This window comes from Kitasatospora griseola, from assembly GCF_014648555.1.
In the GTDB taxonomy this organism is placed as follows: domain Bacteria; phylum Actinomycetota; class Actinomycetes; order Streptomycetales; family Streptomycetaceae; genus Kitasatospora; species Kitasatospora griseola.
Window position 1 is genome coordinate 69,569 of sequence record NZ_BMRI01000024.1, and the last position, 15,027, is coordinate 84,595.

The 15,027-nt window shown below is 73.8% G+C and carries 20 protein-coding genes and 1 riboswitch; of the genes, 5 read left to right on the top strand and 15 right to left on the bottom strand.

Features of this window, described 5'->3' with window-relative positions:
* Positions 1-126: 126 nt before the first annotated feature.
* The 12 genes from IEZ12_RS25780 to IEZ12_RS25830 all read right to left on the bottom strand — a co-directional run bounded on the left by IEZ12_RS25780 (position 127) and on the right by IEZ12_RS25830 (position 8,101).
* Positions 127-387 carry a hypothetical protein gene (locus tag IEZ12_RS25780; RefSeq protein WP_189275134.1) on the bottom strand — a complete coding sequence of 87 codons (261 nt, stop codon included), beginning with the start codon at positions 385-387 and terminating at the stop codon, positions 127-129.
* Positions 388-458: 71 nt separating this feature from the next.
* Positions 459-1,547 (bottom strand): cytochrome P450 family protein, encoded by a 1,089-nt coding sequence (locus IEZ12_RS25785; RefSeq protein WP_229847985.1) that lies wholly within the window; start codon positions 1,545-1,547, stop codon positions 459-461.
* Positions 1,532-2,935, bottom strand: coding sequence for a cytochrome P450 (locus tag IEZ12_RS39110; protein WP_229847987.1), 1,404 nt, complete (start codon positions 2,933-2,935; stop codon positions 1,532-1,534). Before IEZ12_RS39110 ends, IEZ12_RS25785 begins: the two co-directional genes overlap by 16 nt.
* Positions 2,932-3,528, bottom strand: coding sequence for a GTP-binding protein (locus tag IEZ12_RS25790; RefSeq protein WP_189275137.1), 597 nt, complete (start codon positions 3,526-3,528; stop codon positions 2,932-2,934). The genes IEZ12_RS39110 and IEZ12_RS25790 overlap by 4 nt, the downstream gene beginning before the upstream one ends.
* On the bottom strand, positions 3,506-3,823 hold the full coding sequence (locus IEZ12_RS25795; RefSeq protein WP_229847988.1) for a DUF742 domain-containing protein: 318 nt from the start codon (positions 3,821-3,823) through the stop codon (positions 3,506-3,508). Before IEZ12_RS25795 ends, IEZ12_RS25790 begins: the two co-directional genes overlap by 23 nt.
* 23 nt (positions 3,824-3,846) lie before the next feature.
* Complete coding sequence (locus tag IEZ12_RS25800; protein ID WP_043915531.1) at positions 3,847-4,257, bottom strand: roadblock/LC7 domain-containing protein; 411 nt, start codon at positions 4,255-4,257, stop codon at positions 3,847-3,849.
* On the bottom strand, positions 4,241-5,503 hold the full coding sequence (locus IEZ12_RS25805) for a sensor histidine kinase (RefSeq protein ID WP_189275139.1): 1,263 nt from the start codon (positions 5,501-5,503) through the stop codon (positions 4,241-4,243). Before IEZ12_RS25805 ends, IEZ12_RS25800 begins: the two co-directional genes overlap by 17 nt.
* 185 nt (positions 5,504-5,688) lie before the next feature.
* A complete protein-coding gene (locus tag IEZ12_RS25810; protein ID WP_043915532.1) occupies positions 5,689-5,904 on the bottom strand; it encodes a hypothetical protein in 216 nt (71 codons plus the stop codon).
* 168 nt (positions 5,905-6,072) lie between these two features.
* Positions 6,073-6,258 carry a hypothetical protein gene (locus IEZ12_RS25815; protein ID WP_043915533.1) on the bottom strand — a complete coding sequence of 62 codons (186 nt, stop codon included), beginning with the start codon at positions 6,256-6,258 and terminating at the stop codon, positions 6,073-6,075.
* Between the two features lie 31 nt (positions 6,259-6,289).
* Entirely contained in the window at positions 6,290-6,868 is a 579-nt protein-coding gene (locus tag IEZ12_RS25820) for a TetR/AcrR family transcriptional regulator (protein WP_189275141.1), read from the bottom strand.
* Positions 6,868-7,689 (bottom strand): alpha/beta fold hydrolase, encoded by an 822-nt coding sequence (locus IEZ12_RS25825; protein WP_189275143.1) that lies wholly within the window; start codon positions 7,687-7,689, stop codon positions 6,868-6,870. The genes IEZ12_RS25820 and IEZ12_RS25825 overlap by 1 nt, the downstream gene beginning before the upstream one ends.
* A 121-nt stretch (positions 7,690-7,810) precedes the next feature.
* A complete protein-coding gene (locus tag IEZ12_RS25830; protein ID WP_100588934.1) occupies positions 7,811-8,101 on the bottom strand; it encodes a YiaA/YiaB family inner membrane protein in 291 nt (96 codons plus the stop codon).
* Between the two features lie 216 nt (positions 8,102-8,317).
* Positions 8,318-8,481, top strand: a riboswitch (cyclic di-AMP (ydaO/yuaA leader).
* Positions 8,482-8,491: 10 nt separating this feature from the next.
* On the opposite strand from IEZ12_RS25830, the gene IEZ12_RS25835 reads away from it, so the two are divergent.
* Positions 8,492-9,259: a M23 family metallopeptidase gene (locus tag IEZ12_RS25835; protein WP_229847990.1), complete on the top strand. Its 768-nt coding sequence runs from the start codon at positions 8,492-8,494 to the stop codon at positions 9,257-9,259.
* A 9-nt stretch (positions 9,260-9,268) separates the two neighbouring features.
* On the opposite strand, the gene IEZ12_RS25840 is transcribed toward IEZ12_RS25835, so the two are convergent.
* Both IEZ12_RS25840 and IEZ12_RS25845 read right to left on the bottom strand, forming a co-directional pair.
* Entirely contained in the window at positions 9,269-9,775 is a 507-nt protein-coding gene (locus tag IEZ12_RS25840; protein WP_189275145.1) for a DUF3995 domain-containing protein, read from the bottom strand.
* Positions 9,776-9,890: 115 nt separating this feature from the next.
* Positions 9,891-10,703, bottom strand: coding sequence for a hypothetical protein (locus tag IEZ12_RS25845; protein ID WP_189275147.1), 813 nt, complete (start codon positions 10,701-10,703; stop codon positions 9,891-9,893).
* Positions 10,704-10,753: 50 nt separating this feature from the next.
* On the opposite strand from IEZ12_RS25845, the gene IEZ12_RS25850 reads away from it, so the two are divergent.
* The 3 genes from IEZ12_RS25850 (at position 10,754) to IEZ12_RS25860 (ending at position 12,944) form a co-directional block, all read left to right on the top strand.
* Positions 10,754-11,320, top strand: a complete 567-nt coding sequence (locus tag IEZ12_RS25850) for a GNAT family N-acetyltransferase (RefSeq protein WP_189275149.1) — start codon at positions 10,754-10,756, stop codon at positions 11,318-11,320.
* 118 nt (positions 11,321-11,438) lie between these two features.
* On the top strand, positions 11,439-12,131 hold the full coding sequence (locus IEZ12_RS25855) for a sensor domain-containing protein (protein ID WP_189275151.1): 693 nt from the start codon (positions 11,439-11,441) through the stop codon (positions 12,129-12,131).
* 84 nt (positions 12,132-12,215) lie between these two features.
* On the top strand, positions 12,216-12,944 hold the full coding sequence (locus IEZ12_RS25860; protein ID WP_189275153.1) for a class I SAM-dependent methyltransferase: 729 nt from the start codon (positions 12,216-12,218) through the stop codon (positions 12,942-12,944).
* Between the two features lie 7 nt (positions 12,945-12,951).
* Here IEZ12_RS25860 and IEZ12_RS25865 read toward each other — a convergent pair whose 3' ends face one another.
* Entirely contained in the window at positions 12,952-13,338 is a 387-nt protein-coding gene (locus IEZ12_RS25865) for a MerR family transcriptional regulator (protein WP_189275155.1), read from the bottom strand.
* Between the two features lie 65 nt (positions 13,339-13,403).
* Between IEZ12_RS25865 and IEZ12_RS25870 the strand changes: the two genes are divergently transcribed.
* Positions 13,404-14,603: an MFS transporter gene (locus tag IEZ12_RS25870; RefSeq protein WP_189275157.1), complete on the top strand. Its 1,200-nt coding sequence runs from the start codon at positions 13,404-13,406 to the stop codon at positions 14,601-14,603.
* Positions 14,604-15,027: the final 424 nt, after the last annotated feature.

Here is a 15,027-nt window from a genome sequence, read left to right on the forward strand (position 1 = left end):
CGGGATCACCTCATGCCACGAGAAGTTTCGGACGAGCCGAACATATCGGGTGAAAACGGGCATGGAACGCAGGCGGGCGCGAAAACAGGGGCGCGTGGAGCCCCCTGCTCCCGCGCCCGCCTGCGCCTACCGCCGGTCCAGTGTCTTGCCGAGCGCCTCGCACACCCCCGTCGTGCGGTCGACCGTCTCGCCCACGATCGGGTAGTTCGCGAGGTCGCGGTGGCAGAGCTCGGTGGCGGGGGGCATGCCGTCGAGGTAGCCGTTGTCCATGCCGTGGACCTCGTCGAGGCCGCTGACCTGAATGATCGGAGCGTCGGCGTGGGCCGGGGTCGCGCCGAGGGCGAGGCCGGAGAGGGAGAGGGCGACGAGCGCGGTGAGCTTGTTCATGGCTGGTAGAACGAGGGCCGCCCCCGCCCGGTCACGTGCGGTGACCCGGCGAGGACGGCCCAGAGGGAACGTCAGGAGGTGCGCACCAGCAGGGTGCTGACGCTGTTGCTGACGAAGGAGGCGATCGGCCGCGGGTCCGCGTCGTCGGCCATCCGCAGGCCGGGGTGGCGGGCGAACAGCTCGCGCAGCGCCGTCTCGGCCTCCAGCCGGGCCAGCGAGGAGCCGATGCAGAAGTGCGGCCCGTGCCCGAGCGCCAGGTGCCGGTTGTTCTCCCGGGTCAGGTCGAAGCGGTTCGGGTCCTCGTAGTGGCGGTCGTCGCGGCCCGCGGCGGCGTACGAGGCGAGCATCGCCTCGCCGCGGCGGATCAGCACGTCGCCGACCTGGATGTCCTCCAGCGCGTAGCGCATCGGGAACTGGCCGACCGGGCCGTCGTAGCGGAGCGTCTCCTCGACCACCGCGGACCAGGAGACGGTGCCGTCGAGGACGAGCGCCAGCTGGTCGGGGTTGGCGAGCAGGGCGCGCACCGCGTTGCAGATCAGGTTGAGGGTGGTCTCGTGGCCTGCCACCACCAACTGCATGAGGATGCCGATGAGTTCGGCCTCGCTGAGGCGGTCCTGCTCCTCGCGGGCGGCGATCAGCGCGGTGGTCAGGTCGTTCGCGGGCTCGGCCCGCTTCGCGGCGGCGACCTGGGCGAGCAGTCCGGCCAGATTGCGGGCGGCGGCCGCGCCGGCGCCGGGGGTGGCGGAGGAGCTGACCAGGGTGTTGGAGAGTTCGTGCAGCAGGCCCTGCTGCTCCTCGGCCAGGCCGAGGAGTTCGCCGATCACCTGCATGGGCAGCGGGTAGGCGAAGTGGGTGCGCAGGTCGAAGTCGCCTTCGAGGTCGGCGACGCCGTCCAGCAGGCGGGCCACCCGCTGCTCGATGGCGGGGGCCAGTTCGGCGATCCGGCGCGGGGTGAGCGCCTGCGAGACCAGGCCGCGCAGGCGGCGGTGGTCGGCGCCGTCGGAGGTGGTCATGCCGGGGACGGTGATGAAGGTCATCAGCGGCCAGCCCTCGGGCAGCCGGCCTTCCCGGTACAGGTTCCAGTGCTTGGCGTCCTTGCCGACCCGGGGGTCCGCGAGCAGCTCCTGGAGGGTGTCGTGGTGGGTTATCGCCCAGACCACCACTCCACCAGGTAGCTCCACCAGCGTGGCCGGTCCGTTGGCGCGGAGCCGCTCGTTCTCGGCGTGCTGGTCGGCCCCGACGGGGTCGAGTCTGACGGGCTGGAGCTGGTCTGCGGTGTCCATGCGGTCCTCTCGGGCGTGGCGGGGCGGGGCGGGACGAAGGCGCTGTACAGCACCGGCAGGCTGACCAGGGCGCGCGACCAGGGCGACGGACGCCACGTCAACTCGTGTGCGGGGATGGCGAGCTGGAGGTCCGGCAGACAGTGCAGCAGGGTCTCGATCGCGGTCTCGACGATCAGCCGGGCCGGGTCCTGCGCGGGGCAGACGTGCCGTCCCGCGCCCCAGGCCAGGTGCGCCCGGTTGCCGGCGATGCCGTCCGGCCCGTGCGCGGACGGGTCGTCGTTGGCGCCGGCCAGGCCGAGCACCAGCATGTCGCCGGCGCTGATGTACTGGCCGCCCAGGATGGTGTCGGAGACCGCCCACCGGCCGGGGAAGTTCTGCACCGGCGGGTCGCGCCACAGCACCTCGTCGAGGGCGTCCGCGACGGTCGCCCGGCCGCCGGTCAGGGTGGTGCGGAAGCGGCGGTCGGTGAGCAGCAGCCGGACGGCGTTGCCGATCCAGTTGATGGACGGCTCGTTGCCGGCCACCAGCATCACCATCAGGTTGTGCACCATCTCCTCGTCGCTGAGCCCGGCCGGGTGGGCCAGCAGCCAGGACACCAGGTCGGCGCCGGGCTGCGTGCGACGGCTGACCACCAGGTCCATCAGCAGGCCGAAGAACTCGGCGGCGGCGCGCTGCGAGTCCTTGCTGCTGTCGACCAGGGCGGTGATCAGCCCGACCAGGCGCGGACCGTCCTCCGGGGGCAGGCCGAGCAGCCGGGTGAACACCAGCAGCGGGAGCCGCCGGGTGAACTGGGTGACCAGGTCGGCGGTGCCGTCGGGGCCCCAGCTCTCGATCAGCGCGAGCGCGGCCTCCTCGGTGGTCTCGCGCAGCTGCTGGTGGTCGATCTTCGCCAGCGTGTCGGCGATCGCGGTGGACAGCCGGTGGTGGGCGGCGCCGTCCATGCTCTGCAGGGTGGGGCGCCACATGGTCATCGGGATCAGGTGCGAGTCGACCCGCAGCCGGCCCTCCCGCTGCACCCGCCAGCGCCGCGAGTCCTTGGAGAACAGCTGCTCGTTGCGGGTCAGTTCGAGCAGCTCCTGGTAGCCGAGGACCAGCCAGGCCTCGACACCGGGCTCCAGCTCGATCGGCGCGACCGGGCCGTGCTGCGCGCGCAGCCGGGCGTACAGGCTGTGCGGGTTCTCGGCGACCGCCGCCCCGTAGAGCGCGGAGCCCTGGGAGACGGTGTACGGGCAGCCGGTGGCCGCCCGGTGGTCGGGGACGGTCATGAGAGCTCCTCGGCGGCGGCCCGCAGGTGGTCGACGAAGTCGACCAGCAGCTGGTGCGCGGCGTCCTGGTCGCGGACGTCGCAGGCCAGGATCGGGACGTCGGGCAGCAGGTCGAGGGCGGCCCGCAGTTCATCGTCCGGGTAGACGGGGGTGTCGGGGAAGACGTTGACCGCCACCGCGAACGGGATGCGGTGCTCCTCCAGCAGGCCGAGGATGTCGAAGGACTCCTCGATCCGCCGGGAGTCCACCAGCGCGATCGCACCCAGCGCGCCGCGCGACAGGTCCTCCCACAGCGGCCAGAACCGCTGCTGGCCGGGCGTGCCGAACAGGTACAGCGCCAGGTGCTGGTTGAGGGTGATCCGCCCGAAGTCCAGCGCCACCGTGGTGGTGGTCTTCTGCGGACGGCCCGTCAGGTCGTCCACCCCGGCGCCGGCCGCGGTCATGGTCTCCTCGGTGCGCAGCGGAGCGATCTCGCTCAGCGCACCGACCAGCGTGGTCTTGCCGACCCCGAACGGGCCGGTGACCAGGATCTTGACCGCCCCCTGGACGGTGGACGGCAGATAGGTCGGCTCAACGGAGTTGACGGAGGCCAACCAGCACCTCCTCGAGCAGTGCGAGCGGGACCTGCTCGGCCTGCCGCACCGGCGGCAGGACCTGCACGGCCCCGAGGTCCAAGAGATCGCCGACCAGCACCTTCAGCACACTGATCGGCAGGCCGAGGTGGGCGGCCACCTCGGCTATCGACAGCAGTTCCCGGCAGAGCCCGAGGATCGCCTGCTGTTCGCGGTTCAAGGCCGTACGGTCGACCGCGGCCCCCGGCACGGTCCGCACCAGGCTCTCGAACTCCAGCACGTTCCGGCTGGCCCGACTGCGGCCGCCGGTGATCACGTAAGGCCGAACCGGCCCCCGCCTCACCGCACGTCCCCGGCGGTGGCGTGCTCCTGCCGCGGTGCCGCGGTCAGGTGGCTGCCGATCCGTTCGACCAGCGTCTGCATCTGGTAGGCCACCAGGCCCGCGTCCACGGCCTCGGTGGCCAGCACCGCCAGGTGGGTCCCGGCGCCGGCGGCGACCACGAACAGGTATCCGCCGCCGAACTCGATGATGATCTGCCGGGTCGGGCCGTCGCCGAAGCCCTGCGCCACGCCCCGGGACAGCGACTGCAGTCCGGAGCAGGCGGCGGCCAGCCGCTCGGCGTCGTCCCGGCCGATCTTCGGGCTGCGGCCCATCTCCAGGCCGTCGTTGGACACCACGACGGCGTGCTGGACCTCTGGAACGGCGACGATGTCGGTCAGCAGCCAGCCGAGATCAGGGGTTGCGGTCATGGGATTCTCCTGCGCGCCGGGGAAGTTGGGGGGAAGCGGGGAATTCGTCGTGGCGGTCCTGGTCGGACCGCCGGTCCTGCTGGGCGGCCGAACGGCCGCTGGCGGTCCCGGCCTGGAACAGCGACATGAACGTCTGCGCCTCGCGCGCACAGCGCGGCGGTGGCGCGGGCTGCTCCTCGGCCCGGGACTCGGTCTGCTGCGGGGCGCTGCTGCGGCGATTGACCCGCCGCGGCAGGGTGCCGCCCTGCGTGGGAACGGACGGTCGGCCGGGGTCCGCGGCGACGACGGCCGGACGGGAGACCGCGGCGGCCGCGGCCGGCGTCGGCTCGGTGCGCGGGAGGCTCACGGGCACCGACAGCGGGTCGGTGAGCAGGGCGGACGGCAGCAGCACGACCACCCGCACACCGCCGTACGGCGAGGGCGCGGAGTTGATGGTGACCCGGAAGCCGTACTGCTCGGCGAGCCGGCCCACCGCGGCCAGGCCCAGCTGCGGGACCTCGCCGATCCGGGACACCTCCAGCGAGCCGCCGCCGGACAGCGCGGCGCCCGCCTTGGCGACCGTCACCTCGGTCATGCCGACGCCGCAGTCGTCGATCTCGATCACCGCGCCGTTGTGGACCGGCATCAGCGTGACGTAGACCTGCGAGCTGGGCGGCGAGTAGCGGGTGGCGTTGTCGAGCAGTTCGGCCACCGCGTGGATCAGCGCCTCCGCGGCGGCGCCGAGGACGGCGGTGTCGACCCGGCTGTGCACGACCACCCGCTGGAACGGCAGGATGCGCGACTGGGCGCCGCGCACCACGTCCTCCAGCGAGACCGGCTCCGGCCAGTGCCGGCCCGCGCGGGAGCCGCAGAGCACCGCCAGGGTCTGGGCGAGCCGGGCCTGCTGGGCGGCCGCGTGGTCGGCGCGCAGCAGGCCTTCGAGCAGCACCGGGTCGTCGTGGGTGCGCTCCATCTCGTCCAGACCGGCCTGCTGGTCGTGCGCCATCACCAGGATGCGGCGGGCCACGCTGAGAAAGGCGCGGTGGGTGGCCGCGTTCATCTCCTGCTCGCGCAGAACCGATTCGGCACCGGCCTGACGGTCTGCCAGCTCGGCGGCCAGCCGGTCACGGGCGGCGGCGAGTTCGTCCTCGGCGTCGGCCAGCCGGCCGCGCAGGGTTCGGGTGACGGCGCGGGACCGAGCGGTGGCCGCGAGAGCGAGAAGAGCGAGCAATGCGGCTGCTGCCAAGCACCATTGAGTGGTCGTCACGCGCGAATTCTAGGGTGGACTTCCTACTTCCGTATGAACTGATCGAAGCATTGCTGTTCAGAGCGCGCCAATATCGGACAGAACCGGCAGGGCCAGATGTCCGAAAATCGGCCGGTCGACGGCCGGAAGGCAACGTGCCGGTGACCGGCCGACGTTCACGCTCCGTCATGTTCGACGGGCGACGACTACTGGCCGTCGACCTCGCCGTACGACGGCTGCTCCTTCGCCGCCACCGGCCGCAGCGAGCGCAGCCCCCGGGCCACCGCGGAGCAGCGGGCCAGCACCGCCCCCCACCGCTCCGGCCGGGGCTCGACGGCCCGCGCGACGGGCGCCGACCCGTCCGGGGCGGTCCGCGGGGCGGGGATCAGTCCCGTGCGGGTGTGCTGAGTCGCCTGCGACATTGCGCTGTCCTCCGTGCTTGTCGGTCACACCGTGGAAGTTCTCTACGCGGTATGACTTCCCGACCGAAGGACAGTGTTACGCACCGGTGGTGACAGAACGGTGGTGGACCGGTTGCGAAAAGGTGTGGAGGGGCGCGCGCGGGGGGCGTGTGCGCAGGTGGGCTGCGGTCAGGCGGGTGTGCCGTCCTCCTGGACGTTCTCGGCGAGCGGCCGGTCCGGGGCGGAGAGGGTGTCGGTGTGCGGGGTGGTGCCGCCCGCGTGCTCGTGGGAGGCGTGCGCCGCGCTGGGCGCGGTGAGCGAGGCGACCACGCCGACGGCGAGCGAGGCAAAGGCGAGCAGGCTGCGCTTCTTCATACCGGGTAGAACGCGCCCGACCCCCCTCAGGTCACGCCGTCCGCCCGCCCGGCCAGTCGGCGAGGCCGTCGACCACGACTCCGATCAGCCGCTCCAGCGTCACGTCCAGGCCCTCGGCGAGCTGGAACGCCCCCGCCGTGGTCAACGAGGCGTACCCGTGGGCCACGGCACGCAGCGTGCGCGCGGCGTGCACCGCCTCGGACCCCTCCAGGCCGTACCCGCGCAGGACGGCGAACAGCACGTTCACCAGCCGCTCGCCGGCCGCGGTGAGCTCCGGGTCGGGGTCGGGGGCCTGCGGCAGTGCGGCGTAGCGCCGCGGGAACCCGGTGGCGTACCCGGCGTACGCGGTGAGCAGCGCGGCGACCGCCTCGTCGCGGGAGTGGCCGAGGACGGCGGCGGCCAGGTGGTCGGTGAGGTCGTCGAGGGTGCGGACGGCGACCAGGCGGCGCAGTTCGGGCAGGCCCCCGGCGACGTGCTTGTACAGCGAGGGGGTGGCGACCCCGGCCCTGGCGGCGACGGCGGCCAGGGTGAGCGTCTCGGCGCCCTGGGCGTCGATCAGGTCGAGGGCGTGGTCCACCACCGCGGTGGGGGAGAGTCCGGCGCGGGCCATCAGCGGGCGACCTCGTTCAGGAAGGGGAGCAGGGCGTCGGCGACCGCCTGCGGGTGGCTGGCCATCGGGTAGTGGCCGGCGTTCTCGATCATCACCTTACGGCCGCGCAGCGCGGCGGCCTGCCGGTCGGCGATCAGCCCGGGGTCCGGGAAGTCGGGGTCCTTGCTGCCCATCAGCACCAGCGCGGGGACCTCGACGGCCTCGCACCAGCCGACCGGCGCGGAGTCGCCCTTGAGGTAGCCGCGCAGCGCGGCCTTGCGGGCGGGCTCGCGCAGCATCTCGGCGAGGCCGGCCCGGTAGGCGTCGAAGTCGGCGGGTCGCTCGGTCGGGTAGTAGAACTTCTGCAGCGCGCTCCACAGGCCCGGGAAGGCGGACACCAGCGGGGCGGCCAGCCCGAACATCGCCTTCTGGAAGCCGTTCAGCGGGAGGTTCTCGATGAAGGCGTCGATCAGCACCACCCCGGCGGTGCGCCCGGGGGCGAGTGCGGCCGCGCGGACCACCGTGGCGCCGGTGTACGAGCTGCCGGCCAGGACGGCGCCGCGCAGGTCGAGGTGGTCGAGCAGGGCGACCAGGTCCTCGGCGATCGCGGCGGGGGAGTGGTCGGTGAAGCCGGTGGAGGACTCGCCGAGGCCGCGCAGGTCCATGGTGACCACCCGGTGCCCGGCGGCGGTCAGCAGCGGGACGAGGTGCCGGTAGGCGGCGCGCTTGTCGAGCATGCCGGGCAGCAGGACCACCGGGACGCCCTCGCCGGCGGTGTCGTCGTAGGCGATCCGGCCGCCGGTGACGTCGAGGTACCGGGTGGTGCCGAGGGTGCTGTTCATGGTGGGCCTCCTGGGCGGGCGGGTGCGGTGCGCCGGGCGCTGGAGGCCCGGCCGACTGCCGATAGCCATAAAGCTAAGGCTAATAGCCTTAGCCGTCAAGCGGGGGCGGTCGGCCGGGTGGTCAGATGTTCTCCACCTTGAACGGGTCGTGCTCGGCGAGCAGCTTCTCCAGCCGGGCCTGGTCCACCCGGCTGGTGATCGCGCCTTCCTCCTGGCGGTCCCGGACCACCTTGGCCAGCGTGAACGCGGAAGTGATCACGTACAGCACGCCGACGGCGAGGAACGCGCGCATCCAGGCGCTCACCGGCAGGTAGGCGATCCCGATGGTGAGGGCGATGGCGGCCAGCGCGAAGGAGGCGGCGGCCTGCAGGAAGTAGGCGGCGGTGGTCCGGTGCGGCACGGTTGCGGTCATGGCAACAGGGTCGCGCCGGCCCGGGGGCGGGGCGTGAGTACGGATACTCAACCGTGCGGTCACCATCCGTCAGGTACGGCCTGGTGAATCGTCATGAATCGCCCATAGGGCGTCAGGAAATCTTCACCGTCTCCCGGGAGGAGCTTGGAATCATGGGGTCCATAGGATTAACGTTTGATAACGCAGCGCGGTCGGCAACGCCGTAACCATGCGGCACCGTGCGCCACGCCTAATCCACTTGGGCACACCCTTCGGGGCGTCCCAGGAGCCGGGGAACCACGTTCCACCGGGGTGAATCGGGACGGCCCTGGGCCCGACCGTAGGAGACCTTCCACCTCCGAACCCGTCAGCTAACCCGGTCGGCGGCAGGGAAGGAAGGAGCACGCCCCCGTGGCGTCGACCTACACCGAGAGCACCGGCACCCAGCTGCTCGACCACCCGGTCGAGCCGGAAGCCGCCCGGCACCGGCTGCCCCGCCAGTCCCGCGCCGGCGCGCCCCTGCTGGGCGTCACCGCGATGACCGCCGCGCTCAGCGCCACCGGGCTCGCCGCCGCCCCCGCGCAGGCCGCCGCCCCGGTGCCCGTCACCGCCGCCGACGAGGTCTCCGACGGACTGCTCGCCGCCGACCCCGGCCTCGCCCTCGCCGCCCGCATCCAGCAGCAGGCCGACGGCCAGCGCACCTCCGCCGACGAATCCGCCCGGCTCACCGCCGCCCAGGACGCCGAGGCCAAGCGCGCCGCCCAGCAGGCCGAGGCCGAACGGGACGCGCACACCCTGCCGGTGGCCGGCTACCAGCTGACCGCGCACTTCGCCCAGGCCGGCTCGCACTGGGCGCACCTGCACACCGGCCTGGACTTCGCCGCCCGCACCGGCACCCCCGTCGCCGCCGTCGCCGCAGGCGCCGTCACCTCGGCGGGCTGGTCCGGCCCCTACGGCTACCGGGTCATCCAGACCCTCCCCGACGGCACCGAACTCTGGTACTGCCACCTCTCCCGGATCGTCACCGCCTCCGGCCCGGTCGCCCCCGGCACCGTGCTCGGCGCGGTCGGCGCCACCGGCAACGTCACCGGCCCGCACCTGCACCTGGAGGTCCGCCCCGGCGGCGGCGCCCCGGTCGACCCGCTGCCCTGGCTCCAGCAGCTCGGCCTGCAGCCGTAACTCCCGCGCTCACCGACGGCCGCCGTCTCCCGGCAGGAGTCGGCGGCCGAACACCGCGCACCCGAACAGCAGCCCGCCGGCCAGGAAGAACGGCTCGTACAGCAGCGTCGCGAAGCGGGCCGTCGCGGCCGGCTCCGCCACCGAGCGGTGACCGGCCGCCAGCGCCGCCCAGTCCGGCACGGACGGCGCGGCGTGCACGATCAGCACCACCGCCGTGCCCCGCGCGGCCCACAGCAGCCCGCGGGCCGGCAGCCGCCCGCCCCACGGCCGCACCAGCGCCAGGGCCAGGGCCGCGGCCGCCGCGCACAGCGGTATCGCGACGACGTCGATCACCAGCAGCGGCGTGTTGTCCAGCACCGACAGGCCGCCCGGCAGCCCGGCCCGGCCGCCCAGCAGCCAGTACAGGTGCACCAGGGCGAAGCCGGCCGACCAGAACGCGGCGGCCAGGGCGGCGACCCGCCGGAACGACGGGCGCAGGCCGGCCGCGGCGGCGCCGGCGGGAGTCACGATGTCCATGGCCCCACCCTGGCCCGGCGGCCCCGCCCCGCGGATCGTCCGGACGGCCACGGCTGATGGATCATCAGGACGATCCCCGGGTCCTCCGAGCGGCGGACCCGACGGACCGGAACCCTCAGTACACCTCGGGGGCCAGCTCCGGGAACTCCTCCAGCAGCAGCCGGGCCAGCCCCGGCACCGTCCACTCGCCGCACAGGTCGATCGCGGCCTGCGCCACCGCCTCCTCGAACTCCTCGAACTCCCCGGCGAGTTCGTCCGGCATCGGCAGGCCCCGGGCGGTCAGCTCCGCCAGGTTGCGGTAGCTGCGCCGCATCAGGCCCTGCTCCAGCAGCCGGCGCGCGCCGTCCGTGGACACCCCGACCAGCAGCGCCCGCTCCGGGCCCCAGCCGCCGTCCGGCTCCACGCCGGGCACCCGCCCGTACGCGGCGAAGCGGTCCTCGACGTCCAGCGCCCGGAACTCCTCCAGCCAGTCCCGCACCCGGTCGAGGTCCTCCACCGGCACGCCGTCCGCGCGCAGCAGCAGGGTGTACAGCCGGGGCCAGGTCAGCAGGTCGGACCGGAGCAGCAGCGAGTCCACCAGCACCTCGCCCTGCCAGTCGGTCTCCTCGCGCAGCTTCGCCAGCCGCTTGGCGTTCAGCCGCCGCGCGGCCCGCTGCCACTCGATCAGCAGCCGCACCGCCGCCGGGTACGCCCGGGCGTCGCCGTCCGGCTGGACGTACAGGTGCAGCTGCTCGTACAGCAGGTGCTCCAGCACCGGCGAGGTCAGCTCCGGGAAACCGTCGTGCATCCGGGCGCCACCCAGCTCCAGCAGCGTCAGGACGGTTCGCACCGCGGGCTCGGGCACCGCCTCCAAACCCTCCTCGGCGGCCCACTCCAGCAGGTCGGCGGCTCGGGTACGGGGGAGCAGGTGCAGGTCTTCGTCGTCCACCCAGGTACGGTAGCCGGTCCGCGCGGGGCCGCCCGGTAGGGTCGGGCGCCATGGAAACCGTCCGGCTGACCGGCCCCCGGCTCACCCTGCGGGAGTACCGCCACACCCCCGAGGAAGTCGCCGCGCTGCACGCCGTCCACGGCGACCCCCGGACCGTCCGCCATCTCCCGTTCGACGCCGCCGACTTCGAGGAGTGCGCCGACCAGATCGAGCTCTACCTCGACGAGGCCGAAGCGGAACCCCGGCAGCACTACCGGCTGGCCGTCGACGACGCCGCGGGCGAACCGATCGGCCAGGCCGCCCTCACCCGCGAGGGCGAGCACGCCGCCCAGCTCGGCTGCGTGCTGCGCCCCGACACCTGGGGCCGCGGCCACGCCGGGGAGATCACCGCGCTGCTGTGCGCGCTCGGCTTCGACACCCTCGGCCTGCACCGGCTGTTCGCCCGCACCGACCCGGCCAACCCGGCCGCCGCCCGGGTGCTGGTCAGGGCGGGCTTCCGGTACGAGGGCCGGATCCGCGCCGAGTCCCACTGGGGCGGCAGCTGGCACGACGCCCTCCAGTACTCGCTGCTCGCCCCCGAATGGCGGGCCCTGGCCACCCCTGGAGCCGGGGGATAACCCCACCCCGAACTCGGCAGCAGGCCTCATACCGGCGACCGGGCCCGGTGCGGCACCTTTGAAGGGTGCCCGGCGCCGCCGACCGGCGGCGCCGACCCCGACCACCGAAGGACCGCGGATGTCCACCGCTGCGTACCGTGCCACCACCGGCAACCACCCCACCCGGCCCGGGTTCTGGCGCGCCCCGTTCTCCCGGGCCGCCTTCCGGGAGCTCGGCTTCGCGCTCAGCGGCCTGCCCGTCGCCGTGCTCGGCTTCTTCCTCGTCGTCGCGCTGTTCAGCACCGGCGCAGGCCTCTTCGTCACCATGCTCGGCCTGCCGGTGCTCGCCCTGCTGACGATCGCCGGCCGTGGCTTCGGCGCCGTCGAGCGCTTCCGGATCCGCACCCTGCTCGACCTCGACCTGCCCGACCCGCGCGAGGTGGCGCCCGGCCGGGAGGGCGCCTGGGGCGCGGTCACCGCCCGGCTCGGCGACGCGGTGGGCTGGAAGGGCGCGTTCTACCAGTTCGTCATGTTCCCCTGGGCGATCATCAGCTTCACGCTCTCCCTGGTCTTCTTCACCGTCGGCTGGGCGCTGCTGCTGTTCCCCGCCTACCAGTGGGTGTTCGGCCGCTACACCGACTGGAACGGCTACCGGGTCGCGGAATGGACGAGCTCGGACGGCGTCCACCACGTCTACGAGCTCGTCTCGCCCTTCCAGATCGCCGGCGTCTCCCTGCTCGGCGTGGTGTTCATCCTGCTCACCCCGCAGCTGGTCCACGCCCTCAACGGCGCCAACCGCCTCGCCGCCCGCGCCCTGCTGGCCGGCCGCTGAACATGCGGCACCGCCGGGCCCGTGGTCGGATGACCACGGGCCCGGGCCGCACCCCGGGCCCGTCGGACGTCCGGAGGACCGCCGATGTGCCCGGTCAGCAGCACCCGCCCCGCACACCGGCGCGGGCCGGCCGCCCCGCCCGTGCTGGTCAGCTCCCGGCCGCTCGACGAGTACTGCGGCTACTTCGGCCTCACCCGCGCCGACCTGAGCCGCCTGCCCGGCCCGCTGCTGGACTGCCCCGGCGGGGCCGCCGCGTTCGCCGCCGAGGCCCGCGCGCTCGGCTGCGAGGTGGTTGCAGTCGACCCCGGCTACGCGCTCGGCCCGCGCCGCCTCGCCGAACTCGCCGCCGCCAGCCGCGACACCATGGCCGGCGCCATCCGCCGCGACCCCGCCCACCACCTTCCCCGCGGCCGGCACGGCCGGTGCCGCCCCGACAAGTACCTGCGCAGCTGGGACCGGGCCCGCCGCCTGTTCGTGGCCGACGCCGCCGCCCACCCCGGGCACTACCCGGCCGCCGCGCTGCCCCGACTCCCGTTCGCCGACGGCAGCTTCGCCCTCACCCTCAGCTCCTACCTGGTCTTCGCCTACCCGGCGCTGTTCACCCCCGCCGACCAGTTCCGGGCCCTGCGCGAACTCGCCCGGGTCACCGCCCCCGACGGCGAGGTCCGGATCTTCCCGCTCCACGACCACACCGGCAGCCGCTGCCCGCACCTCACCGAACTCCGCGCGGCGCTCCGCCACCACGGGATCGCCAGCCGCGTGCTGACCACCGCCCCCGCCCGCCGCGTCCTGCTGCTGCGCCCGCCCCGATGAGGGCCCGTCAGCAGGCCTCGGCCGGCGCGGGAGCGTCCCGCAACGAGCGCACCGCGTGCAGGTAGGCGCCCACCGCGTCCCGGCTGCGGGACAGGCACTCCACCCGGGCGGTCAGCTGCCGGTGCTCGTGCTCCAGCGCGGCCAGCGTCTCCGGGGTGGCGCCGCGGACGTGGTACTGGCCGCTCGTCAGGCAGGGCAGCACCTCCCGGATGGTGCGGGTGGACAGGCCCGAGTCCAGCAGCGAACGGATCTGCCGGACGCGCTCCACCAGCGCGTCGTCGTACTCCCGGTAGCCGTTCGCCGAACGCTCCGGCTTCAGCAGGCCCTGCTCCTCGTAGTAGCGCAGCAGCCGGGGCGAGGCCCCCGCCCGGTCCGCCAGTTCACCGATCCGCATCCGCTTCTCCCGTCCGCCGGAAGGACTTGACCTTCACATCGATGTGAGGGTTCGAGGATAGCGGCATGACCGCGACCCGCACCGAACTGCCTTCCCCTGCCACGCCCGTGACCAGCAGTCCTGGCCTGCGCTGGTCCCCCCTGCTGGCCCTCGCCACCGCCGCCTTCCTGGGCATCGTCACCGAGGCACTGCCCGCCGGCGTCCTCCCCGAGATGGCCCACGACCTACGGGTCGGCGAATCCGCGATGGGCCAGTCGCTCACCGGCTACGCCCTCGCCACCGGACTCTCCGCGATCCCGCTCGCCCGGGCCACCGCCCGCTGGAACCGCAAGCGCCTGGTGCTCGCCGCCGTCGCCGTCCTGCTGGTCGCCAACGCCGTCACCGCACTCTCCCCGTCCTACCCGCTGACCATGGCCGCCCGGATCGCCGGCGGCGTCGCCGTCGCCGCGATCTGGGCCGAACTCGTCGGCTACGCCCGCCGGTTGACGCCACCACAACTGCACGGCCGGGCGATCGCCGTCACCGGCATCGGCGTCCCGCTCGCACTCTCCCTCGGCATCCCGCTCGGCACCTGGTCCGGCCGGCTGATCGGCTGGCGGCCCACCTTCGGACTGGTCGCCGTCCTGGCCGCCGCCCTGCTGGTGTGGATCGCCGCCGCCGTCCCCGACGCCCCCGGCCGGCGCTCCGGCCGCGCCGAACCCCTCCTCGGCGTGCTGCGGCTGCCCGGCGTCCGACCCGTGCTGTTCGTGGTTGCTGCGTTCGTCCTCGCCCACAACGTGCTCTACACCTACATCGCCGCGCTGCTCGACCACTACGGCCTGACCGACCGCCGCGACCTGGTGCTGCTGGTCCTCGGCATCGCCTCGGTCGCCGGACTCGCCGTCACCGGCGCCCTGGTCGACCGGCGGCTGCGCCACCTCACGCTCGCCGCCACCGCCGCCGTCCTCGCCGCCCTCGGACTCCTGCTGCTGCCCGCACCCGCCGCACCCCTGGTGCTGCTCGCCGCCGCACTCTGGGGCCTCGGCTGGGGCGCCGTCCCCCCGCTGTTCCAGACCGCCGCCGCCGACGCGGGCGGCGACCGCGCCCAGACCCTGCTGGTCGCCACCTGGAACACCGCGATGGGCCTCGGCGGCGCCGTCGGCGGACTCCTGCTCGACCTGGCCGGCCCCGGCGCCTTCCCCTGGTTCGCCCTCGCCCTGCTGCTGCCCGTCCTCGCCGTCGCCGCCCTGGCCCGCCGTCACGGCTTCCCGCCGAAGCGCCCCTGAAATGCCCCCGGAGAACGCAGACGGCCCGTGGGCTGCTTCCTCGGGCCGGGCCCCGCTGGACGGGGACGGCGATCGAGGCACCGGGGATGTACCGGTGAGCCCACGGGCCGGGTGACTGCTGGGAATTAGCCTGAGCCGGAGGCCGAACGGCCTCACCACTGCACAGGCAGGGGCGGCTCTAGCGAGCAGCCACCTCACGCATCCTGAAAGAACTCAACTCAGGATCACCTCCTTTCAGTGTGCCGCCAGCGTAGGCACCCCCGCCGAAGCGGGCAACGGATTTATTCGCCAAGAATCTCCGGCGGCACGACGAAGGACCCGGAGGCGATGCCTCCGGGCCCTTCGTTGCTACTGAGTAGCGGGGACAGGATTTGAACCTGCGACCTCTGGGTTATGAGCCCAGCGAGCTACCGAGCTGCTCCAC

Excerpts from the sequence above, each read along its gene's own strand:
- IEZ12_RS25780 (WP_189275134.1), bottom strand. The coding sequence starts at position 387 with ATGAACAAGCTCACCGCGCTCGTCGCCCTCTCCCTCTCCGGCCTCGCC.
- IEZ12_RS39110 (WP_229847987.1), bottom strand. The coding sequence starts at position 2,935 with ATGACCGTCCCCGACCACCGGGCGGCCACCGGCTGCCCGTACACCGTC.
- IEZ12_RS25800 (WP_043915531.1), bottom strand. The coding sequence starts at position 4,257 with ATGACCGCAACCCCTGATCTCGGCTGGCTGCTGACCGACATCGTCGCC.
- IEZ12_RS25810 (WP_043915532.1), bottom strand. The coding sequence starts at position 5,904 with ATGTCGCAGGCGACTCAGCACACCCGCACGGGACTGATCCCCGCCCCG.
- IEZ12_RS25815 (WP_043915533.1), bottom strand. The coding sequence starts at position 6,258 with ATGAAGAAGCGCAGCCTGCTCGCCTTTGCCTCGCTCGCCGTCGGCGTG.
- IEZ12_RS25820 (WP_189275141.1), bottom strand. The coding sequence starts at position 6,868 with ATGGCCCGCGCCGGACTCTCCCCCACCGCGGTGGTGGACCACGCCCTC.
- IEZ12_RS25825 (WP_189275143.1), bottom strand. The coding sequence starts at position 7,689 with ATGAACAGCACCCTCGGCACCACCCGGTACCTCGACGTCACCGGCGGC.
- IEZ12_RS25830 (WP_100588934.1), bottom strand. The coding sequence starts at position 8,101 with ATGACCGCAACCGTGCCGCACCGGACCACCGCCGCCTACTTCCTGCAG.
- IEZ12_RS25840 (WP_189275145.1), bottom strand. The coding sequence starts at position 9,775 with ATGGACATCGTGACTCCCGCCGGCGCCGCCGCGGCCGGCCTGCGCCCG.
- IEZ12_RS25850 (WP_189275149.1), top strand. The coding sequence starts at position 10,754 with ATGGAAACCGTCCGGCTGACCGGCCCCCGGCTCACCCTGCGGGAGTAC.
- IEZ12_RS25855 (WP_189275151.1), top strand. The coding sequence starts at position 11,439 with ATGTCCACCGCTGCGTACCGTGCCACCACCGGCAACCACCCCACCCGG.
- IEZ12_RS25860 (WP_189275153.1), top strand. The coding sequence starts at position 12,216 with ATGTGCCCGGTCAGCAGCACCCGCCCCGCACACCGGCGCGGGCCGGCC.
- IEZ12_RS25865 (WP_189275155.1), bottom strand. The coding sequence starts at position 13,338 with ATGCGGATCGGTGAACTGGCGGACCGGGCGGGGGCCTCGCCCCGGCTG.
- IEZ12_RS25870 (WP_189275157.1), top strand. The coding sequence starts at position 13,404 with ATGACCGCGACCCGCACCGAACTGCCTTCCCCTGCCACGCCCGTGACC.